This is a genomic window from Vibrio sp. YQ_11, assembly GCF_043103065.1.
GTDB lineage: Bacteria > Pseudomonadota > Gammaproteobacteria > Enterobacterales > Vibrionaceae > Vibrio > Vibrio parahaemolyticus.
Map to the genome: position 1 here is coordinate 30,158 of NZ_JBICJM010000036.1, position 18,173 is coordinate 48,330.

The 18,173-nt window shown below is 43.2% G+C and carries 20 protein-coding genes and 1 pseudogene; 13 read left to right on the forward strand and 8 right to left on the reverse strand.

Features of this window, described 5'->3' with window-relative positions; all coding sequences use genetic code 11:
- Nucleotides 1-181 precede the first annotated feature (181 nt).
- The 4 genes from ACF8EG_RS14625 to def all read left to right on the forward strand — a co-directional run bounded on the left by ACF8EG_RS14625 (nt 182) and on the right by def (nt 3,340).
- Nucleotides 182-718, forward strand: a complete 537-nt coding sequence (locus tag ACF8EG_RS14625) for an AAA family ATPase (protein ID WP_069507067.1) — start codon at nt 182-184, stop codon at nt 716-718.
- A gap of 113 nt (nt 719-831) precedes the next feature.
- Nucleotides 832-2,277: an AGE family epimerase/isomerase gene (locus ACF8EG_RS14630; protein WP_069507071.1), complete on the forward strand. Its 1,446-nt coding sequence runs from the start codon at nt 832-834 to the stop codon at nt 2,275-2,277.
- 100 nt (nt 2,278-2,377) lie between these two features.
- On the forward strand, nt 2,378-2,629 hold the full coding sequence (locus ACF8EG_RS14635; RefSeq protein ID WP_005395194.1) for a DUF2999 family protein: 252 nt from the start codon (nt 2,378-2,380) through the stop codon (nt 2,627-2,629).
- A gap of 204 nt (nt 2,630-2,833) precedes the next feature.
- Entirely contained in the window at nt 2,834-3,340 is a 507-nt protein-coding gene (def, locus tag ACF8EG_RS14640) for a peptide deformylase (RefSeq protein ID WP_069507073.1), read from the forward strand.
- Nucleotides 3,341-3,404: 64 nt separating this feature from the next.
- Here def and ACF8EG_RS14645 read toward each other — a convergent pair whose 3' ends face one another.
- Nucleotides 3,405-3,812, reverse strand: a complete 408-nt coding sequence (locus ACF8EG_RS14645) for a helix-turn-helix domain-containing protein (RefSeq protein WP_069507074.1) — start codon at nt 3,810-3,812, stop codon at nt 3,405-3,407.
- An 84-nt stretch (nt 3,813-3,896) separates the two neighbouring features.
- Here ACF8EG_RS14645 and ACF8EG_RS14650 point away from each other — a divergent pair, with 84 nt between their 5' ends.
- From ACF8EG_RS14650 to ACF8EG_RS14665, 4 genes are all read left to right on the forward strand, one after another.
- The gene (locus ACF8EG_RS14650) at nt 3,897-4,400 is read left to right on the forward strand and encodes a DUF2938 domain-containing protein (protein WP_017447616.1); all 504 of its coding nucleotides are present in this window, start codon (nt 3,897-3,899) and stop codon (nt 4,398-4,400) included.
- 234 nt (nt 4,401-4,634) lie between these two features.
- Nucleotides 4,635-5,663: a phospholipase A gene (locus ACF8EG_RS14655; RefSeq protein ID WP_025500713.1), complete on the forward strand. Its 1,029-nt coding sequence runs from the start codon at nt 4,635-4,637 to the stop codon at nt 5,661-5,663.
- Between the two features lie 94 nt (nt 5,664-5,757).
- Nucleotides 5,758-6,216, forward strand: coding sequence for a hypothetical protein (locus ACF8EG_RS14660; RefSeq protein ID WP_005454292.1), 459 nt, complete (start codon nt 5,758-5,760; stop codon nt 6,214-6,216).
- A gap of 322 nt (nt 6,217-6,538) precedes the next feature.
- Nucleotides 6,539-7,543: a metal-dependent hydrolase gene (locus ACF8EG_RS14665; protein WP_069507075.1), complete on the forward strand. Its 1,005-nt coding sequence runs from the start codon at nt 6,539-6,541 to the stop codon at nt 7,541-7,543.
- Nucleotides 7,544-7,582: 39 nt separating this feature from the next.
- On the opposite strand, the gene ACF8EG_RS14670 is transcribed toward ACF8EG_RS14665, so the two are convergent.
- From ACF8EG_RS14670 to ACF8EG_RS14685, 4 genes are all read right to left on the reverse strand, one after another.
- Nucleotides 7,583-7,975, reverse strand: a complete 393-nt coding sequence (locus ACF8EG_RS14670; protein ID WP_069507076.1) for a hypothetical protein — start codon at nt 7,973-7,975, stop codon at nt 7,583-7,585.
- A gap of 301 nt (nt 7,976-8,276) precedes the next feature.
- Nucleotides 8,277-10,037, reverse strand: a complete 1,761-nt coding sequence (locus ACF8EG_RS14675) for an ABC transporter ATP-binding protein/permease (protein WP_069507078.1) — start codon at nt 10,035-10,037, stop codon at nt 8,277-8,279.
- A 173-nt stretch (nt 10,038-10,210) separates the two neighbouring features.
- Nucleotides 10,211-10,825, reverse strand: a complete 615-nt coding sequence (locus ACF8EG_RS14680) for a PolC-type DNA polymerase III (protein WP_069507080.1) — start codon at nt 10,823-10,825, stop codon at nt 10,211-10,213.
- Between the two features lie 155 nt (nt 10,826-10,980).
- The gene (locus tag ACF8EG_RS14685) at nt 10,981-11,886 is read right to left on the reverse strand and encodes a LysR family transcriptional regulator (RefSeq protein WP_069507082.1); all 906 of its coding nucleotides are present in this window, start codon (nt 11,884-11,886) and stop codon (nt 10,981-10,983) included.
- A gap of 109 nt (nt 11,887-11,995) precedes the next feature.
- Between ACF8EG_RS14685 and accD the strand changes: the two genes are divergently transcribed.
- The 5 genes and pseudogenes from accD to ACF8EG_RS14710 all read left to right on the forward strand — a co-directional run bounded on the left by accD (nt 11,996) and on the right by ACF8EG_RS14710 (nt 15,395).
- Nucleotides 11,996-12,865, forward strand: a complete 870-nt coding sequence (gene accD, locus ACF8EG_RS14690) for an acetyl-CoA carboxylase, carboxyltransferase subunit beta (protein ID WP_069507084.1) — start codon at nt 11,996-11,998, stop codon at nt 12,863-12,865.
- A gap of 239 nt (nt 12,866-13,104) precedes the next feature.
- On the forward strand, nt 13,105-13,965 hold the full coding sequence (locus ACF8EG_RS14695) for an immunity 49 family protein (RefSeq protein ID WP_069507088.1): 861 nt from the start codon (nt 13,105-13,107) through the stop codon (nt 13,963-13,965).
- Nucleotides 13,966-14,334, forward strand: a pseudogene (locus ACF8EG_RS14700) (threonine aldolase); the annotation flags it as partial.
- An 82-nt stretch (nt 14,335-14,416) separates the two neighbouring features.
- Complete coding sequence (locus ACF8EG_RS14705) at nt 14,417-14,677, forward strand: DUF5062 family protein (protein WP_005376453.1); 261 nt, start codon at nt 14,417-14,419, stop codon at nt 14,675-14,677.
- Nucleotides 14,678-14,900: 223 nt separating this feature from the next.
- The gene (locus tag ACF8EG_RS14710) at nt 14,901-15,395 is read left to right on the forward strand and encodes a YcxB family protein (RefSeq protein ID WP_069507090.1); all 495 of its coding nucleotides are present in this window, start codon (nt 14,901-14,903) and stop codon (nt 15,393-15,395) included.
- A gap of 336 nt (nt 15,396-15,731) precedes the next feature.
- Here the strand turns inward: ACF8EG_RS14710 and ACF8EG_RS14715 are convergent, their stop codons facing one another.
- The 3 genes from ACF8EG_RS14715 to ACF8EG_RS14725 form a co-directional block, all read right to left on the reverse strand.
- Nucleotides 15,732-15,887 (reverse strand): hypothetical protein, encoded by a 156-nt coding sequence (locus ACF8EG_RS14715; RefSeq protein ID WP_162836296.1) that lies wholly within the window; start codon nt 15,885-15,887, stop codon nt 15,732-15,734.
- A 203-nt stretch (nt 15,888-16,090) separates the two neighbouring features.
- Nucleotides 16,091-16,300: a cold-shock protein gene (locus tag ACF8EG_RS14720; protein ID WP_031850706.1), complete on the reverse strand. Its 210-nt coding sequence runs from the start codon at nt 16,298-16,300 to the stop codon at nt 16,091-16,093.
- A gap of 753 nt (nt 16,301-17,053) precedes the next feature.
- Complete coding sequence (locus ACF8EG_RS14725) at nt 17,054-17,776, reverse strand: HNH endonuclease signature motif containing protein (protein WP_069507092.1); 723 nt, start codon at nt 17,774-17,776, stop codon at nt 17,054-17,056.
- Nucleotides 17,777-18,173 lie beyond the last annotated feature (397 nt).

Below are 18,173 nucleotides of genomic sequence, written 5' to 3' on the forward strand. Positions count from 1 at the left end.
GTTTTTCATAAACGCTGAACACGCCGTTTAAGCTTTCATTTCATCAATATTTTTCACTGCTCATTTCTATCCCAAAACTTTCCACTGCCGATCTCGCTTAACGCTGGCGAGCCAAATGCCATGCCATTTTTTTTGGCTGTACACGCATTACTTCACTCAAACAAAAAATAAGGAAAAGATTTTGAACAAACTCATCGTATTCACTGGTGGTCCCGGTGCAGGAAAAACCTCGGTTATCGAACAACTAAAAACACAAGGCTTTATCTGCGCGCCAGAAACAGGTCGTCACGTGATACAAATGCAGGTTGCGAATCACGGTTCAACATTACCTTGGAATGACAAACAAGCCTTTAGAGACGAAATGACAAAAGAAGAAGTGAACAACTACCGATCTTTCAATGCCCACCAAGGGGACGTATTTTTTGATCGCAGTATTGTGGACGTATATGGCTACAGCAAGTTGGAGCGTTTGCCAATTTCGCATGAGCTCATCACGCATTGCCAAACGCTTCGTTATCATTCTCAAGTATTCATTTTTCCACCGTGGGCATCGATATTCAGCAACGATGAAGAGCGAAAGCAAGATTTTTCTGAAGCGGTCGCCACATATCAACAGATGGTCAACGCTTATCACAAGTTTGGGTATCAATTGATCGAAGTGCCCAAAATGTCAGTCGAAGACAGAGTGGCGTTTATTCTCGGCTCAGTCATCGAATAAGGCAGACAGATGAATAATGCAAACAAATGCTTAAGGCGATTGTGACTACGACGACAATATGCGTAAAGGGAGTTATTTATACTGGATAAAATTCAATAACTTAATTGAGTATTATGTCTTTTAAATATCTTACCTTATTGCTCGCAACGACGAGCATGAACAGCTTTGCTGATGTGGACCTGCCTTCGGGGGATGATTGGTTAAACCATGTGACAAATGGCCTAGCGCCATATTGGATGATGGAAAGTGCGCATGGGCAACCTGCGGGGAATTTTCCGACATTTCGTTGTGATAACGGTGTCATTCTCGACCCACAAAAGCCGTGTGAAGAATTAAACAAAGGGTGGATTAGCCCGCACTTCGATCGCGAATACACACGCATGAAATCGCGCCAAACTTACGCTTATGGCGTGCTTTTTCATCTTACGGGTGACAAACAAGCATTAGAGCTAGCCAAGAAAGGGGCTTATTACCTGATTGATCATCTACAAGATGAGAAAAACGGCGGCTTCGTGAGCTTTACGCGTAGTGGAAAACCGGGGATGGAGTGGCAACAGCGAACTTCTCAAGACCAAGCTTACGCCTTGGTGGGCTTGGCGATGTACTACTACTTGACGCAAGATCCAAAGGTTGAACAAGCACTTATCGACCAGCAAGCGTTTATATTTAAACAATACCGACGAAGCGATGATCGCGGTCTGGCGTGGGTTTTGAAAGATGGTGATGGGGAAAGTGAGAAGCAGCAAGAGTTAGTCGCTCAACTTGACCAAATTAATGGCTATCTGTTGCTAACGGCGCCACTTTTACCAGAGCCAGCGCAAGCCAAGTGGAAGCAAGATCTGCAATGGCTGACGCAAGTGATGCTGGATAACTACCACTCCGACAAAGAGCAGCGCCTTTATGGCGCGATACACCACAAAGCGGTAATGATGCCTGATGCAAAACACAATGATTTTGGACACACCATCAAAGCGTATTGGATGACATATCTCACTGGTCAGTTGTTGGAGAATTCCAATTGGACTGAGTTTGGTTTCAAAGGAATGAAACACACGCTTAAACAAGCTCAATACCAGCAAAACTTTGAGCAAGTCAAAGCGCTCTTCTCTCCAGAATGGCAGAGTAAATGGAGAGAAGAGAGCATTCCTGCTTGGCAATCAAGACCGCACAAGCATTACAGCTCGTCTTGGGAATGGGCAGAACTCGATCAAGCGGCGATGACGGTTTCTCTTGTCGATGGTTCGATGAAAGAAACGCTTCAATATACATTACCCACCTTTATGGACGTGTGGGTGGATCATCAATACGGAGGTGTTGGTCTGAATCCTAAATCAACCAAAGCGTTCCATTGGGGAAATGGTTACCACCAGTTTGAACATGCGTTGGTCGGGTATTTGTACGCGCAACAAATGGCAAAACAGCCTGCCAAGCTTTACTACGCGCGACCAGCCGAGAGTAAAATGCCACTTAATCCATATTACTTTAACGCGGATATAAAAGCGCTTTCGTCGCAAAGTGATGGAGTCACTACTGCAACGTTCACTAATATTCGACCATAACTTGGTCGATGGTGGTGTGGTGGTTAAAGTCTGCGTGCAAACTAACAAAACCCAATGGTAAACTGCGAGTCTGTTTTACATAGTATTTAAAGGTAATTTGATGAACCCGATTCTTGCGATGTTGAAAGAAAACAATATTAGCGACGAGCAAATCAACGAGCTATTTCAGGCGTTAACTCAAAACCCTCTGGCTGCAATGGCAACTATCAGCCAACTAGGTCTGCCACAAGATCAGCTTCAAGCGTTAATGGCGCAGGTAATGCAAAACCCTGTACTGATTAAAGAAGCAGTGGAAGAGCTAGGCCTAGACTTCTCCAAAGTAGTAGAAGCCAAAGCGAAGCTACAGCAGTAATCGAGTTTTCGATAAAAACAATAACGCCAGAGCCAAATGGTTCTGGCGTTATTGTTTTCTCTTCCTTTGTGCCTCTTTGGTCTCAAGCAAAATCGAATGTTTTAGACGAAACGGTCTTCCCACGAAAACTCAACATGTTTATGTCAGCCCAAACGTGTGTATAATTCGCCGGAAATTAGGATTTACAGATAACGAAAGGTAAGTATGGCAGTCCTCGAAATTCTCTCCATTCCAGACCCAAGACTTAAAGTAAAAGCAGAAAAAGTCACTGATGTATCGACAGTAAAAACGTTGATCGACGATATGCTAGAAACACTTTACGCAACGGGCAATGGCATCGGTTTAGCTTCAACCCAAGTGGGCAGAAAAGAGGCGGTTGTTGTCATCGATATCTCTGACGAACGCAATGATCCTTTAGTCTTGGTCAACCCAGAAGTGGTGAGCGGAGAAAACAAAGCGCTTGGTCAAGAAGGGTGCCTATCTGTTCCCGAATACTACGCCGATGTAGAGCGTTACACATCAGTTGTTGTGTCTGCATTGGACCGTGATGGCAACCCGATTACAATCGAGAGCGATGAGTTCTTAGCGATTGTGATGCAGCACGAAATCGATCACCTATCTGGTAACTTGTTCATTGATTACCTTTCACCGTTAAAGCAAAAAATGGCGATGAAAAAAGTGAAGAAGTACGTAAAAGCGCAAGCTAAGTAATATGAGAGGAAGTAACTCACAATCGCGAGTTGCTTCCTTTTAAATCAAGAATAAGTTGAGTGGTTTATCTCGTTTTTTGGGGGACATAACGCTTTACGACCTTCATAAGCCTCTGAAATGAAGAACAGACCATATGTGACTCATGAGGGCAGGAGGCAACATGGTTTAGGCTGTCTCGCACCGCTTTCAAACGTGTTATTTGCTCATCAATCTCAAGCGCCTTTTTCGCCAGTAAGTCACGATCAATGTATGGTTTTGAACCTTCTGAGTGATTCAACATTTCCGCCATTTCGTTAAGTGATATTCCAGCGATACGCCCTAAACTAATTAAGTTGAGTTTATTGAGTACCTCTGGCGAATATTGACGCCTCAATCCATTCCTTCCTATTGAGCGAATTAACCCCAATTGTTCGTAGTATCTGAGTGTTGAGGTCGGCAATCCTGATTTTTTAACCACTTCTGCAATATCCATACTATTCCTCATTGACTTCAAGTTGGCTTTAAGTTGTAGCATGCAACTAAGACCTTAACAAATCAAAAACTTGAGGAGAGAAAAATGCTGTTTTTAATAGGATTACAAGCGGCGCTAATAGGGATTGGTGCGACTTTGATAATGGATTTATGGGCTTGGTTACAAAGGAGAGCGTTTGGTATTCCCTCATTAAATTATGCATTGGTTGCGCGCTGGGTTTTGTACATGCCAAGAGGGAAGCTTGTGCATGCACCAATTATGTCAACAGACCCGATGCCGGGAGAAAAAGCACTCGGTTGGTTTTTGCACTATGCCATTGGCGTTGTTTTCGCTTTGGCTCACATTGCTGTTTTTGGTCATCATTGGTTGGTAGAGCCTAGCCTAACACCTGGCTTAATTACAGGTGCGGTAACGTTGGTGTTCCCATTTTTGGTCATTCAGCCTTGTTTAGGATTTGGTTTTGCTGCCAGTAAAACCCCAACACCTTGGAAAGCTCGTTTTCTTAGCACATTGGCGCATTTGGCTTATGGATTGGGCTTATTCATTACCGCATTCGCTATCAAAGGTGTGAGTCAGTATGTTATGTAGTGAGCATGAGCATCATAAAAACGTGCTGTTTTCGGTTTGGATTTATGATGCTCAACTCTTGGTTGTTTTTTGGCGCTCTGTTCATAGTGAGCAGATATCTTTTAAATCTGTCGTATCAATCCAAGACGTAAAGTCGGCCAACATTTAACATTAACTTAACTCCTTTATGGCAAGTGATTTACCGATAAAAATTAGAATTGTCTGGTTTGACATCAAGATTATTGAGGATTTCAGATGGCTTCAAAAGCGACAGGGATATCTATACTGAGTTTATTAGTAGCTCCGGTGGTGATGGGAGAGACCGCAAGCGCATACGATTTATGTTTGCTAGAAACAATGAAAAAAAGCAATGGCGAAGAAACGATCGAGAGCATTCGCAAGCAGTGTGAGTTAGATACCGTCACGAGCACTGCGTCTGTCGAATCAACAACGAAAGAATCAGAAGAACCGCAAGAAAGCTTGATCGACAAACGTTTGGAATCAGAAAAGCAAACCGCGTTCGAGCCTTTTAGCTTGGTTGCACATCGAATTAACTACATTCTGCCGTTTACTTATAGTGATCGCGTAAACAAACGTGCGTATGCCGACACCAAATACGGCGATGAACTGCGTAAGGAAGAGGCAGAGTTTCAAATCAGCTTTAAAGTACCAATGAACTACGACGATTTGTTGTTTGACGGCGATGGCCTGTTTTTTGGTATGACGCTCAAATCGTTCTGGCAGGTATACACGGGGGATGCGTCGCGTCCGTTTCGCGAAACCAATTATCGTCCTGAGCTGTTTTACTTCACTCCTACAAGTTGGCAGCCGCTTGGTGGTTCAACTTGGCTGGGTTTCGGTATTGAGCATGAATCAAATGGCCAAAGACAAGAGCTATCGCGCAGTTGGAACCGCGTTTATACCAACTTAACCTTTGCGAAAGACAATTTTGTCGCCTCTATCCAACCTTGGTGGCGCATACCTGAGGACGAAAAAACCTTTCCGAATGATCCTAAAGGCGATGATAACCCAGATATCGAAGATTACATGGGGCATTTTGAGCTAACAAGCGCCTACAAATGGGACGATTACGAGTTGACGTTCTTGGGGCGCGAGAATTTTAAAACGCATAAAGGCTATGCTGAGATAGGTTTGTTGTTTCCAATTTGGGGAAAAGTTAGGGGATATGCTCAATACTCGACTGGATACGGCAAGAGCTTAATTGACTACGACCATAATCAGCAGCGCATTGGTGTTGGTATCGCGATCAACGGTGTTCTGTAGTTTTTCGATAGCCCAAGAGAAATAAACACTGGCAATTGAGATTTCAGTATTTAGAATGCGTGGCTGAAATTGATTTCCAACCTAGAGTGATTTTATGCTTCGTGATTACACCTTCGATTGTCTTGTAACCATGCCTCGCCATGAACTGGAAGAGTTTAGTGCTCGCATGATCAGTAAAATGGTGCCAGAAGACGTGATGAATGAGCTGTTTACTTTTGATCAAGAAGAAGTGGATAGCGAAGACCGTATGTTGTCTGCACGTCTTGATGCAATGCTACGCATGACAGCAATCGCACTGAGTGAAATTCAACAAGCGTTTGATGACTCAGACAATGCAAAGCAAAATAGCGAGCGAATGACGCGACTGGTGCTTTGGCATTTCTATGCGATTTCATTCCATTTGGAAGAGGCAATCACGCTAGAAACACACTGTGAACTAGTAGAAAAACTACTCGAAAATACCCCTTCGGATGTTTTTGCTTGGGTGAAAACTCTGACAGAGCTTCTGCATACTTACGCTGAAATCAACGCGAAAGAAAACCCTCAAGACTAAGGTTTTTAGTCGTTAATCGTTCAGTAAACAAGGCGAGCTATCTGGTTCGCCTTGTTTTATTTTACGTCTGTAAAATCCGCCGTTTTGGACTTCTGACGTACACCTCGATCCTCGCTTCTCACTAGCGAATAGGGCGATTCCTTCTTACACTAAAATCAAAGCATTTGTTTTCGAACACTTTAATGCATCATTAAGCCGTGATTTCCAATCCACTTAAATACGGATAATTTATGTCGGAGAACGTTCTGGTTTTTAAATTTGAACCGATTTTGAAGCGCATATGCCTTCTCTCTCGCCTACGTTATCGTGGTGGGCGCAAATAATGGACCCGTTAACGCAAGGTTTACTGGGCGCTGCTTTGCCGCAATCTGCAAGTAACAAGCGGCATATTGTAGCTGCTGGCGTATTAGGTGTGGCCTCAGGGATGGCTCCGGATTTGGACGTACTTATCCGTTCATCAAGTGACCCATTGCTGTTTTTGGAATATCACCGACACTTTACCCATTCATTGTTGTTTATCCCTTTTGGCAGTTTCCTCTGTGCTTTAGTGCTGTATCCATTGTTTGCAAAAAGACGAGAGCTAAACTTTCAACAGAGTTGGTTTTATTGTGCCCTTGGTTATAGCACCCATGCGCTGTTAGATGCTTGCACCAGCTATGGGACTCAGCTTTTTTGGCCGATAAGCAACACACGCTATGCCTGGAATACGATCTCGGTTATCGACCCCGCTTTCTCACTTCCTATTTTGATCCTGCTTTTGTTTGCCGCACTGAAGCGAAATCGAAATTATGCGCGTGTCGCATTTCTATGGTCTCTGGCTTATCTGACACTTGGGGTTATTCAACGAGATAGAGCAGAAGCGGCCGGGTGGAAAATCGTCCAAGAGCGACAGCACAGTGCTATGCAGCTAAAAGCAAAACCAACCTTCGGCAATCTTTTGGTCTGGAAAGTGATTTATGAAACGGAAGATAACTATTATGTGGATGCGGTAAGAGTGGGGCGCTCAATAAAAATCTATCCTGGCGAATCCACACCAAAGCTCAATGTAAAAACACAATTTCCATGGCTCGACCCGCAATCGCAGCAAGCGAAAGATATTGAACGTTTCCGTTGGTTTTCAAATGGTTTTGTAGTGCAAGACCCGGATGACGAAATGCGAATTGTTGATGTGCGTTACTCCATCGTGCCAAACCAAATTAATGCGCTGTGGGGCATCAATCTATCCCCAAAAGCCAGCGCGGATGAACACGTCGAATACACTGCTCATCGAGGTAGTACAGCGGAAGACCGCCAAACTTTTCTCAATATGCTTACGGACTTTGACTGAGCGTTTACTTGGGTTACATGGGGAGTGACTCAGTGACTATCAAGCCGATTGAAAGTCCTTCACCAGCGTCGGCTTATTAGCAAAGAAGATCTTGCTAAACAGAGATTTGTACTTCCATCCAAGAGACAACAGTCGTTTTGCTAAGCTCTTGTTTTCAATGATAACGACTTCAACCCCTTGGTAATGATATGGATGGCTTTTAATGTAATCGATAAATGCAGTAAGCACACCTTGCCCGCGAACGGAGGGCGCAAAGTTGACTGCGACAATGGAAAAGCGCTGACTGCCTACAGGGCAACGGACAAAGCAGTGTCCAAGCGGATGAGTGATGGTCTCGGAAAACTCAGGAAACGCGCGAGACTCTAGATCTTGAGAGAGCGCGTCGTATTGCTGACATAAATGATCAAAAAGTTGTTTCGCTTCGCTGTTCATATCGGTGCCACTTACTTGTAATTTGGTTTAAAGGCATTGATTTCACAAATATTGTAACCATAGTCAGCAAGACAAAACGCGGTGAACTTTTACAGTGGTGATTTCCTATTTTGAAAACAGATTAGTTACGAGTGAAGTCGTTCGCCTTATAAGTGGAGTGGTGGAGTAGTGAAATAATGGAGTGAGGTTTTTTAGATGAGCGAAAGGATGTTTGGATTGCACAAAGTTTACGGAAGTGAATGAACAGAAAAAGGCAAACCGTTTGGTTCGCCTTTGCTTGTTTTGAGGGCTTAACTAGGCGCTACTCTAAGTGTTTAAATTGCAACGCCACAAGTCGCTGATACAGCTCACAGCTTTGCATTAATGATTGGTGGTTACCAACATCGACTAACTCGCCATTGTCCAGCACCGCAATTTTATCCGCATGTTGGATAGTAGAAAGGCGATGAGCAATGATCAGCGTTGTGCGTCCTTTCATCAGTGCTTCAAGTGCTTGCTGAACGTGGTGCTCACTTTCACTATCAAGGGCGCTGGTGGCTTCATCCAGCAGTAAGATTTTTGGATCTTTTAGAATCGCGCGAGCAATCGCAATGCGCTGCTTTTGACCGCCTGATAGCCTAACGCCGCGCTCGCCTAAAAAGCTGTGATAGCCTTCGGGAAGCTTCTCAATAAACTCATGGGCATGGGCTTTTTTGGCGGCTTCGATGACTTGTTCATCCGTTGCTTCTGGATTGCCGTAACGAATATTGTGAAACACATCATGGCTAAACAGCGCTGGTTGTTGAGGTACGAGTGCCATTTGGCGTCGAAGCTCGTTTGGATCGAACTGTCGAATGTCTTCGCCACCAAACAACACTTGCCCCTGTTGTGGGTCATAAAAGCGTTGCAGCAGTTCGAATAGCGTTGTTTTACCTGCACCAGAAGGGCCAACCAACGCCAAGACTTTGCCTTGTTCAGCGGTTAGGTTTAATCCTTTGATAGCAGGTTGATTTGGGCGAGAAGGGTAGTTGAAATTCACCGACTTAAAGCGAACTTCAGCAGACATGTCTGAACGGACAAGCAAATGGTTGCTTGGTGCTTTAATATCGCTTTCTACTTGAAGGATCTCAATCAGTCGCTCGGTAGCACCTGCGGCCCTTTGCAATTCGCCCATGACTTCGGAAATGGTTGCAGTCGATGAGGCAACCATAATGGCATAAAACACAAACGCTGCTAGGTCACCCGCAGACATCTTTCCGTGAATCACATCGCTGCCGCCAACCCAAAGCATGCCTGCAATTGCGCTGAACACAATCACAATAACGCCAGATATCAGGATCGCGCGCTGTTTGACTCTCTGTCTGCCCACTTCATACGCTTTTTCCACCTCGACAGCGAAAGCCGCTCGTTCGTACGGCTCTGAGCTAAAACTTTGCACGGTTTTAATATGTTCTATTGCTTCCCCAGCGTAGCTGCCGACATCGGCCATTGAGTCCTGACTTTGGCGAGAGAGCGCACGCACGCGTCGTCCATAAAACAAAATCGGAACCAAAACCAAAGGCACAGAAGCAAGCACAATCAGCGTGAGCTTAACGTTGGTGGCAAACAACATTATGATGGCCCCAAAGCACATCAAAGCGCTACGCATCGCCATCGAGAACGATGAACCAATAATGCTTTGCAGCAACGTGGTATCGGTAGTCAGGCGCGACATAATATCGCCGCTACTGTTGGTCTCAAAATAGCTCGGATGCAACGTAATCACATGGTTAAACACCGCAATGCGAATATCCGCACTGACGCGCTCACCCACCGAAGATACAAGGTAGAAGCGAAAGAAAGTCCCAATGGCAATACATAGTGTGACACCAACAATAAATTGAATCGCATTGGTAAGCTCTTGCAATGACTGCTGTGCAAACCCCTGGTCGATAAGAATACGTACTCCATAACCAACGGATAACGTTAAACTTGCCGTCGCGACAAGTGCAACTAAGGCCGCTGCAACCCGCCATTTATAAGGCGCAATAAAGGTGTTGAGTTTAAGAAGAATGCTGAGATTTTTGTTATTTTTTCGGCTCATGAGTGACTCACAAAGCGTTTTAGGTAACTGGCATAGTAAGCCAGTTTGGTAGGGGAGACCAGTGAACTACCGTTTTCGGAGTAGGAAGTTCACTGAGATGCTCAATATCTTATGTCTATCGAAAATTGCTTAAATGCCTAAGAGACTAGAACCAGATTTTAGTTGGGAGGGCGTTAAGCTCGGCTTTTGGCGAGTAGCTGGTCGACTTTTCCTTTTGCTGTTTTACTAACCGTTTGCATCAACTGAAAACTTGGCTTAACGATACCTGAGTTTTCTAATCCTTCTACCATTAAGAGCCAAAGCTTGGCCGTCATTTGTGCATCGGCTAGTGCGCGGTGAAAAACGCCGTCGTTGTCGATATTTTTATAGCGAACAAGTTCACCTAGCTTGTGTGACGGAGCATCTTGAATGAGCCGTCTTGCCACCAGTAAGGAGCAAGCAAACTCACCTGAATAACCACAGTTGATTCGCTCAAGCTCTGCATCTAAAAATCGTTTATCGAATGAAGCGTTATGAGCGATAAGGTTCTCGCCAGCAATGAACTCACTAAATGATGTCATTACCTCTTCGCAGCTTGGTGCCGTTCGCAAGATGTTATTGGTAATGCCGGTGTAGTTCTCAATGAAGGAGCTCACTCTGAAACCGGGATTCATGAGTTGCTGAAAACTATCGACAACCTCGCCATCGACTAACTTTACCGCACCAATTTCTATTGCACGGTCACCTAAAGTAGGAGAGAGACCAGTGGTTTCAAAGTCGAGTACGACCACAGAGTTTGCTTGAGGCATGAAGTTTTCCAGCTGAGTAATATTGCGCAAGAGTATTATTGAAAGCGACAGAAAAAGAAAGGCGAATTCAACGGTGCTCCTTTGTCTATTTGGATTCTACAAAGTCAGCCTTTCTGGTTCACAATGTATGGGCAGTAATAGGCAAGTCTATGGCTTTACCCGCTTGTTTCGTTATTCGCTTGGCGTTTTAAGTGCTCGATAAACGCCGGGATCTTCTTGGCTAAGTGTTTTCTGGAAGCGTAAAAGGCATACAGCACCAAATCTTCGGGTTCATATTCCAGTTCGATCACTTCCAGATCTCCTGATTCGATTTCTTCATGGCAAAACTCGACAGGTAGAATCGCAAAGCCGAATCCTGCTAACGCGCCGGCTTTAGCAAGTTGCCCACTGTTGACCTTAAATGCAGATTGTACTCGTTGAGTTATCAGTTCTCCTTCTGAGTTTTTGAAAACCCAAGGTGTTCCTTTCAATGCAGTAAAGCTGCTGATACAAGGAACGTGCTTCAAGTCGGTAATTTTGAAAGGTCTCTGACGTGTTTGCAGTAGCTGAGGTGACGCGACCACAACACTCGGCCAACGCTTGATCTCTTTTGCAATCCAATTGCTGTCTTCAAGCTTGCCGCGGTGAAAACTCAAGATAACGTCAAACCCATCGAGTAAGTCCTCTTTAGGGCTGAGGTTCGTCTCGCAATTCAATGAAATAGCAGGGTACTGAGCACAAAAAGAGACGACGGCTTTAGCTAGTTCTGGTGAATCTGGCATGACAACGTTGAGTTGCCCCATGACCTCACGAGAGTGTTGCGTCACTTCTTCAAGCGCATCATTCAGTTTGTCTAACAAAGGCTGTGTACGTAAATAGAGGTGCTCTCCAGCGTCTGTTGCGCAGATTCGTCGAGTCGTTCTGTCGAACAAACGCACATCAAGCTGTTCTTCAAGTAACGCAATGTGGCGACTGACATTTGATGTCGGCAGAGATAAAAACTCGGCGGCTCTTTTAAAGCTGTTGTTCTCGTAGACACAATGGAAGCTTTTTAGCCATTGCTGATCAATTTTCTCAAGCATCTCCATTAATCCCATTTTGTTGAACTATAAAGCCAATAAGTTGCACTTTATTACTTAAAACAGGTTTATACAATGCGAGTTACCGTTGTTTGGGCATAAAGGTTTTCCAATGAGTTGGTTAGAAAAACTATTAGATAAAAAGAACATCATTAATACGCGTAAAGCGGCGATTCCGGAAGGCATATGGACTAAGTGTCCGTCTTGTGACCAAGTGCTGTATCGCATCGCGCTCAAGGAAAACTTGGAAGTTTGCCCCAAGTGTCAACACCATTTGCGAATGTCTGCGCGACATCGTTTAGACGGCTTCTTGGACAAAGGTGAGCGTATAGAGCTTGCTAGCAAATATGAGCCGAAAGATCTGCTCAATTTTAAGGACAAGAAACGCTACAAAGAGCGTCTTGCTCTCTCTCAAAAAAGTACTGGCGAAAAAGATGCGTTGGTCGTAATGAAAGGCGAGTTGTTGGGCTTACCCATCGTGGCTTGCGCGTTCGAGTTCTCTTTCATGGCTGGCTCGATGGGGTCGGTTGTGGGTGCTCGTTTTGTTGATGCTGTGAATACGGCGATAGAGGAAAATTGCGGGTTAGTTTGCTTTTCTGCGTGTGGTGGCGCACGTATGCAAGAGTCGCTGATGGCTTTAATGCAAATGGCCAAAACCAGCGCTGCGTTGGAGCGTTTATCCAATGCGCGCTTGCCTTATATCTCGGTATTGACCGATCAAACCTTTGGCGGCGTCTCGGCAAGCTTGGCAATGCTGGGGGACATCAATATTGGTGAGCCAGCAGCCAGAATCGGGTTTGCAGGGCGTCGTGTGATTGAACAAACCGTGCGAGAAAAGCTACCGGATGGCTTTCAACAAAGTGAGTTTCTGCTTGAGCATGGTGCTTTAGATATGATTGTGCAAAGGCACGATATGCGCGAGAGGATAGGCGGGTTGATAGCAAAACTCACTAATACAAGCATCCGACTAGAAGTTAAGTAATTGCGGTTGGCTCATGCTTTATATGTTCTTTGAGATATTTACTGCTATGCAATCGATTGATTTAATAGCGTAAAGGCGGCTTTTCGGTTCATTTCAACTAAGTATTGCTTTTCGATATAAGGTGCTGATTATAAATTGATTTCATAAAACAACTTCGGCATCATTCACTGCTTGATTTTGAGGATGATTATCATCACGGCAAAAAATTAGAACAACTTATAATGCGAGGCTAGGGAACGATGGAACCAATGAAAAATCACTATTTAGATATACCTGAAGAAAGAAAATTGCGTATTTTTCGTGAAGAAGATGAAGATTTCTACAGCTTCTGGGAAAGAATGCTTGATGAAAAACAATCTTTTTATAAGCAACCTCTTAAAAGAATGAAAGGCGATGCTTGGGATTCGCTTCAGGCATTCTTCACTGCTTCCGAATTCGGACAACATCAGGCCTCGCCAGCTTATATAAAAAGGGCGCTTGAGTTACTGAATAACGTGTACTTGCTGGCCAATCATTCAGACCAAGTAGTTGAATTCTCCGTTGGGCACCGACACTTTTCGGAAGTAGGTAACCGTTCTGTTGCAGGGGGAACGATGGATGCTTGGTTGGATGAAATCTGTTTAGCGATGGCCGCGAGAGATTGGCGCTGCGTAGAGCTGATGACCATCATGGATGAGTCGTTAGTGCGTTTAAAAGATCCATTCGATGTTGCGCTAGTCGAGTTCGTTAGCGGTGTATTTAGCAATTCATCAGCGTTACCTGAGTTATTGCAAACTGTGATGGAGAAATCTTTTCCGCAATACTTAGAATCAACCAGAGTGCCATATGTACACTCTTTGTTTATTCCATTTGTGAATGTGTTTGTTGCCATTATCGATGGCGATGAGGCGCATTATCAAGAAGCACTGAGGGATGCGTTAGAGGCGCACTACCAGTTCTACATGAATGAAGATGTTCGTTATTCGCCAAAAGGGAATGTTTCTTTGAAACTGATTGGTCTTGCTGCATTGGCATACGATAAGTATGGCTGGACAATTCCAGAAACCGCATATTTGCCAAAGTGGCTCGTTTACGGTGAGCATGATCTCTGTTCTAAATAAATCATTAATAGAACACCTTATGTAGTGTCTGCAGCAATGGCGTTCGATGAAAGGTTGGCGCAGCTGCGGGCTCTGTTTGAGCGAACAAAACAAATCTACAAGATCATCGATGAGTTCCCACCTTTGGCGGTAAGACCAACCCAACCGCAAGCAAACATGTTGCACCTTCTCTTGCCTTTCAGCTGTGAAAAGTTGAAAGAACTCCAACATACTTTTGCTACAGAAAAGGGCATTTGGTTTGGTAATCCGCAAGTCACGGCACATCCACATCAATCCATCGTTGAATGGTATGTCGGTGACTACCTGCTCAACCTTGGTGACGAAGAATTAAGGTCGTTTTTCAACCAGTTACTCGGTGATAAGGCATAAACTTATCAATATGCGAGCTTACTAACACGCCATACGTGACACTTCATGTATTCTTAATTGAAGCGAAGAAGAGGATTTATCAATGTCAAAAAGCTCCAAGCTTCACAATGAAGACAAACTGGTTAAAAAGGCACTAGAGATTGGAGGGAAGATGGCGAAGCTACAAGGCTTTGATCTCCCACAGTCACCACAGCCTCTAAGAGTAAAAGCGATTTACCTATTCTTGGTCGATGCCAAACAGATCACGCCACTACCGGAAAGCAAGCTAGATGGCGCAAGCATCAAACACCGACTGGCAGTATGGATACACAGTGCGTTGCCAGACAACGACCCTCTAAAGTAAAATCCTCAAGAAGTTACATAGGTCATTAATTCACAAGGCGAGCCAGATGGTTCGCCTTGTCTGATCTTGGCAAGTGCACCTAGGTCTTCTAATGTTTCGTTATCATTGATTTACAAATCAGCATCAAAAGGGCTAAAGATAAAGCCAGAGAAGCGCTACAATGCACGCGTTGCAAGAGTGCAACCAAGAATACTCATTTACAGAAGCCTTAAAGTAACCATACATGTCTAAAGATTTCGAATTCACTACAGAATACACACTCGACAAGCCATTTTTTGCTGAGTGTTATGATCAAACTAGCCAGCCAGTTAAGTTCCCGCAAGCGTATTTGAAAGGATTACTCTTTCTAATTTTTGGTGTGGTTTTATTGGAGTTTGAACTGCTACCTAACGGTTATGTCGGTTGGTTCTTTATCGTATTGAGTGTGATTGAAGCGTGTAGCGTTTACTTCAAAAGAACCTGGTGGCTATGGCGTCAAACCATCAGTTCAAGCCGTGGCAACAAAGTGGTGTTTGAAGTGAATGCAGATGGCGTGCGCTATAAAAGCGGTAAAATCGATCGCAGCCTCGCTTGGAGTGAAATCGACCAACTCGAACAAACAGATCTAGGTTTTATCCTTCATCTTGGTAAACAACGCCAATACATCAGCAAATCTTGCTTAAATGAAGAAGTCATCACGTTTATGGTAGAGCAGCACGCCGGATCAAAAGCGAGCTAACAAATCTCTATTAACAGAAGAGGCGAGCCAATGGGTTCGCCTTTTTTGAGCTTGGCTACATAGTTTTAAAAAAGAATCGCTAGGAAGAACCACTACGCTGGCTAATTCGTTTTTGCCCCAAAGCTTGCTAGAAGCAGAGGTGCATGACCCTTATGCTCATCTTTCTGATGACAATAACGCTAAATTCTAGTTAAAAAACTTGGCTGTAGCATAGAACGAAAAAAGGTTGCTATCTGGCAACCCTTTATAAACTGTATCTTCAAGTTGATAAAAATTTATTAGTGTTTGATTCGCACTTTTTCAACTTAAACCAAATTTTCTTTCTACCATTATTTCTCAAAGTAATTCCTCCAAAACAACACCAGTTTGACCATTGGCAATCCTTTGAAGAAGGCTATTCATGTTTACTTTCTCATTGATTGAAGTTTCAGTATTTTGAATAGCTTTATTTTTATTAATTCTATTCTCATTATTAACATTTTGATTAGACATATTATGCCCCTTATAAATTTAAAATTAAGGTGCACTGAACATAGGTATTATTTTTAAGATAGAGAATTAAGGGAGATTACAGAGAGAAACTTGCTAGGGAGGACACTGGAAAACTTTCTTTATATTTTATCTTGAAACAACTCTTTGTCAGAGCAACTACCTTGCCACACATATGACAAGGTAGTTAAAATTCAACTGTAAGACTAAATAGTCGTTACATTTTCAGCTTGAAGACCTTTTGGCCCTTTGCCTACAGTAAAAGAAACCTTATCACCTTCAACAAGCTTCTTAAAACCATCGCCTAAAATGCTTCGGAAATGAACAAATAAATCATCGCCATTTTCTTGAGAAATAAAACCGAAACCTTTAGTTTCGTTAAACCACTTTACTGTACCAATTGCTTGATTAGACATATTATGCCCCTTATAAAATTAAAATCAAAATTAAGGTGCACTGAACATAAGTATTATTTTTAGGATATAGAATTAAGGAGATTACAGAGAGAAACTTGCTAGGGATGACGCTGAAAAACTTTCTTTATATTTTATCTTGAAACAACTCTGTGTCAGAGCAAGGGCCACTATACAGACTTACTTAATTAAAGATACCTTTATTTTCAATTTTTATCCTTACGAGTTTAAAACTGTTGTAACAAAGTGCTAAATTATTCATGATAACAAGCGCTTACTACAAGTGATGTGCCAGTAACCATTCAGATGAAAGACTCATTCAAAATGGTTTTGTTGCTTTAAGCAAGCTTTTGTCCAGAACTTTCACAGTTGGCACTTCGTAACTCAGAAGTGCCCCATTCCTGCTTAGAGTAGTTGCACTTCACTAAACAGGCACGATTATTTTGACCAACATTTGCTAACGCTAGAAGTTCATATGCTGCCTGTAATGGTCAATAAGAAGACTTTCTTAACAGAGTTGATACGTAGCAAAGAACATAACGGAATAGAATGAATATCGAATTCTAAGTGCATAAAAGGGGGGCTTTAACTGCGTAAACGCAGGTTACATTGAGAAATGCGCTAAACAGTTCTGAGGGGGGCGTTTTAGCCCCCATTTACCATAGGATAAATGACTACCTATTTTTTAGCGGCTTTTTCGTTCTGGCTGTACGATATCGGAAGTTCGCAGCGATAACGTAACAGTCATACACATAATTACTCTTGGCAGTAGCTGTGCATTTTCTTTTCTTTGTGGATGATTTCGGTAAGGGATTTATTCACATCCATGATTCGAAAAACAGCCTCTTGGCTGAAAAATTCTGTAAATACTTTATCTTGTTTAGATCTATTACACGTTACACAGAGGACTACTGCATTATTTACTAGATATCCATCTTTGCTCCGCATAACAAAGTTACCACCATCATTCTTACTAAAAATAAAGTGGTCTAATTCAAACCCATTGTGGCGGTCGTAACAGTTCGCACAGCGACAATCAAACGCATTGAGGGCAGTTAAGGTGTAAAGCCGTTTATAAGCATTGTCTACCTTATTTCCACGCTTATAATCATGGGCGAGTATTGTGTAATCAAAGCGATTGAACGAAGGGGAAATTGTGCGTATCTTTTCTTCTAAAGCTTCAGCCTCCCGCCGCTGCTTCATTAGATAATCCAGTTCTATTTTCTTCCTAGCAGCGGTGGCTTGGAGTTCAATCTCTTGCCGCAACTTTCGCTTCTCCGACAAAGATAGATCTGGCTTGGTTGATAACTGATTACATAACTCTCTATAATCTTCTTCGTGGACTTGAATCTCATTTTGTGAATATTTTTCGTATTGGTCATAGGTAACCCCAAATTCAATGCAAGTCCATAATGCATTATCTTTAATTTCAGGCTCTCTCATTATACCGTTTTTTAACTCTTCAGCGCTTTGGAACATACGCCCCTCTGAACAATGGCGTTCTCATTTCTAGATATTATCTCTATGTTGGATGGTGTTACTTCTAGGTGGGTGAGCTGAGCTATGCTGCCGTAAGCTCTCCATAAAAAGTTTGCGCGAACTATACGGCTAAATAGTCGCTTTTACTTTGTTTTTCGTCAATAGTCATACCTTTTTGATGGTAAACAGGAACAGTTCACCACTGCCAAGAGGCAAGCCCGTTAATGGACTTTCTAAATTTGATGGAGTCATCAATACGAGACACTAAGCGAAGCGACTTTCGATACACGCAGTTATCCATAACTTACTAATTTAACGAAGCCACTGACACATTTATGTCCAGAAGTGAGTTAAAAACAAAAAGGCGAACCAAACGGTTCGCCTTTGTCTATTTAGA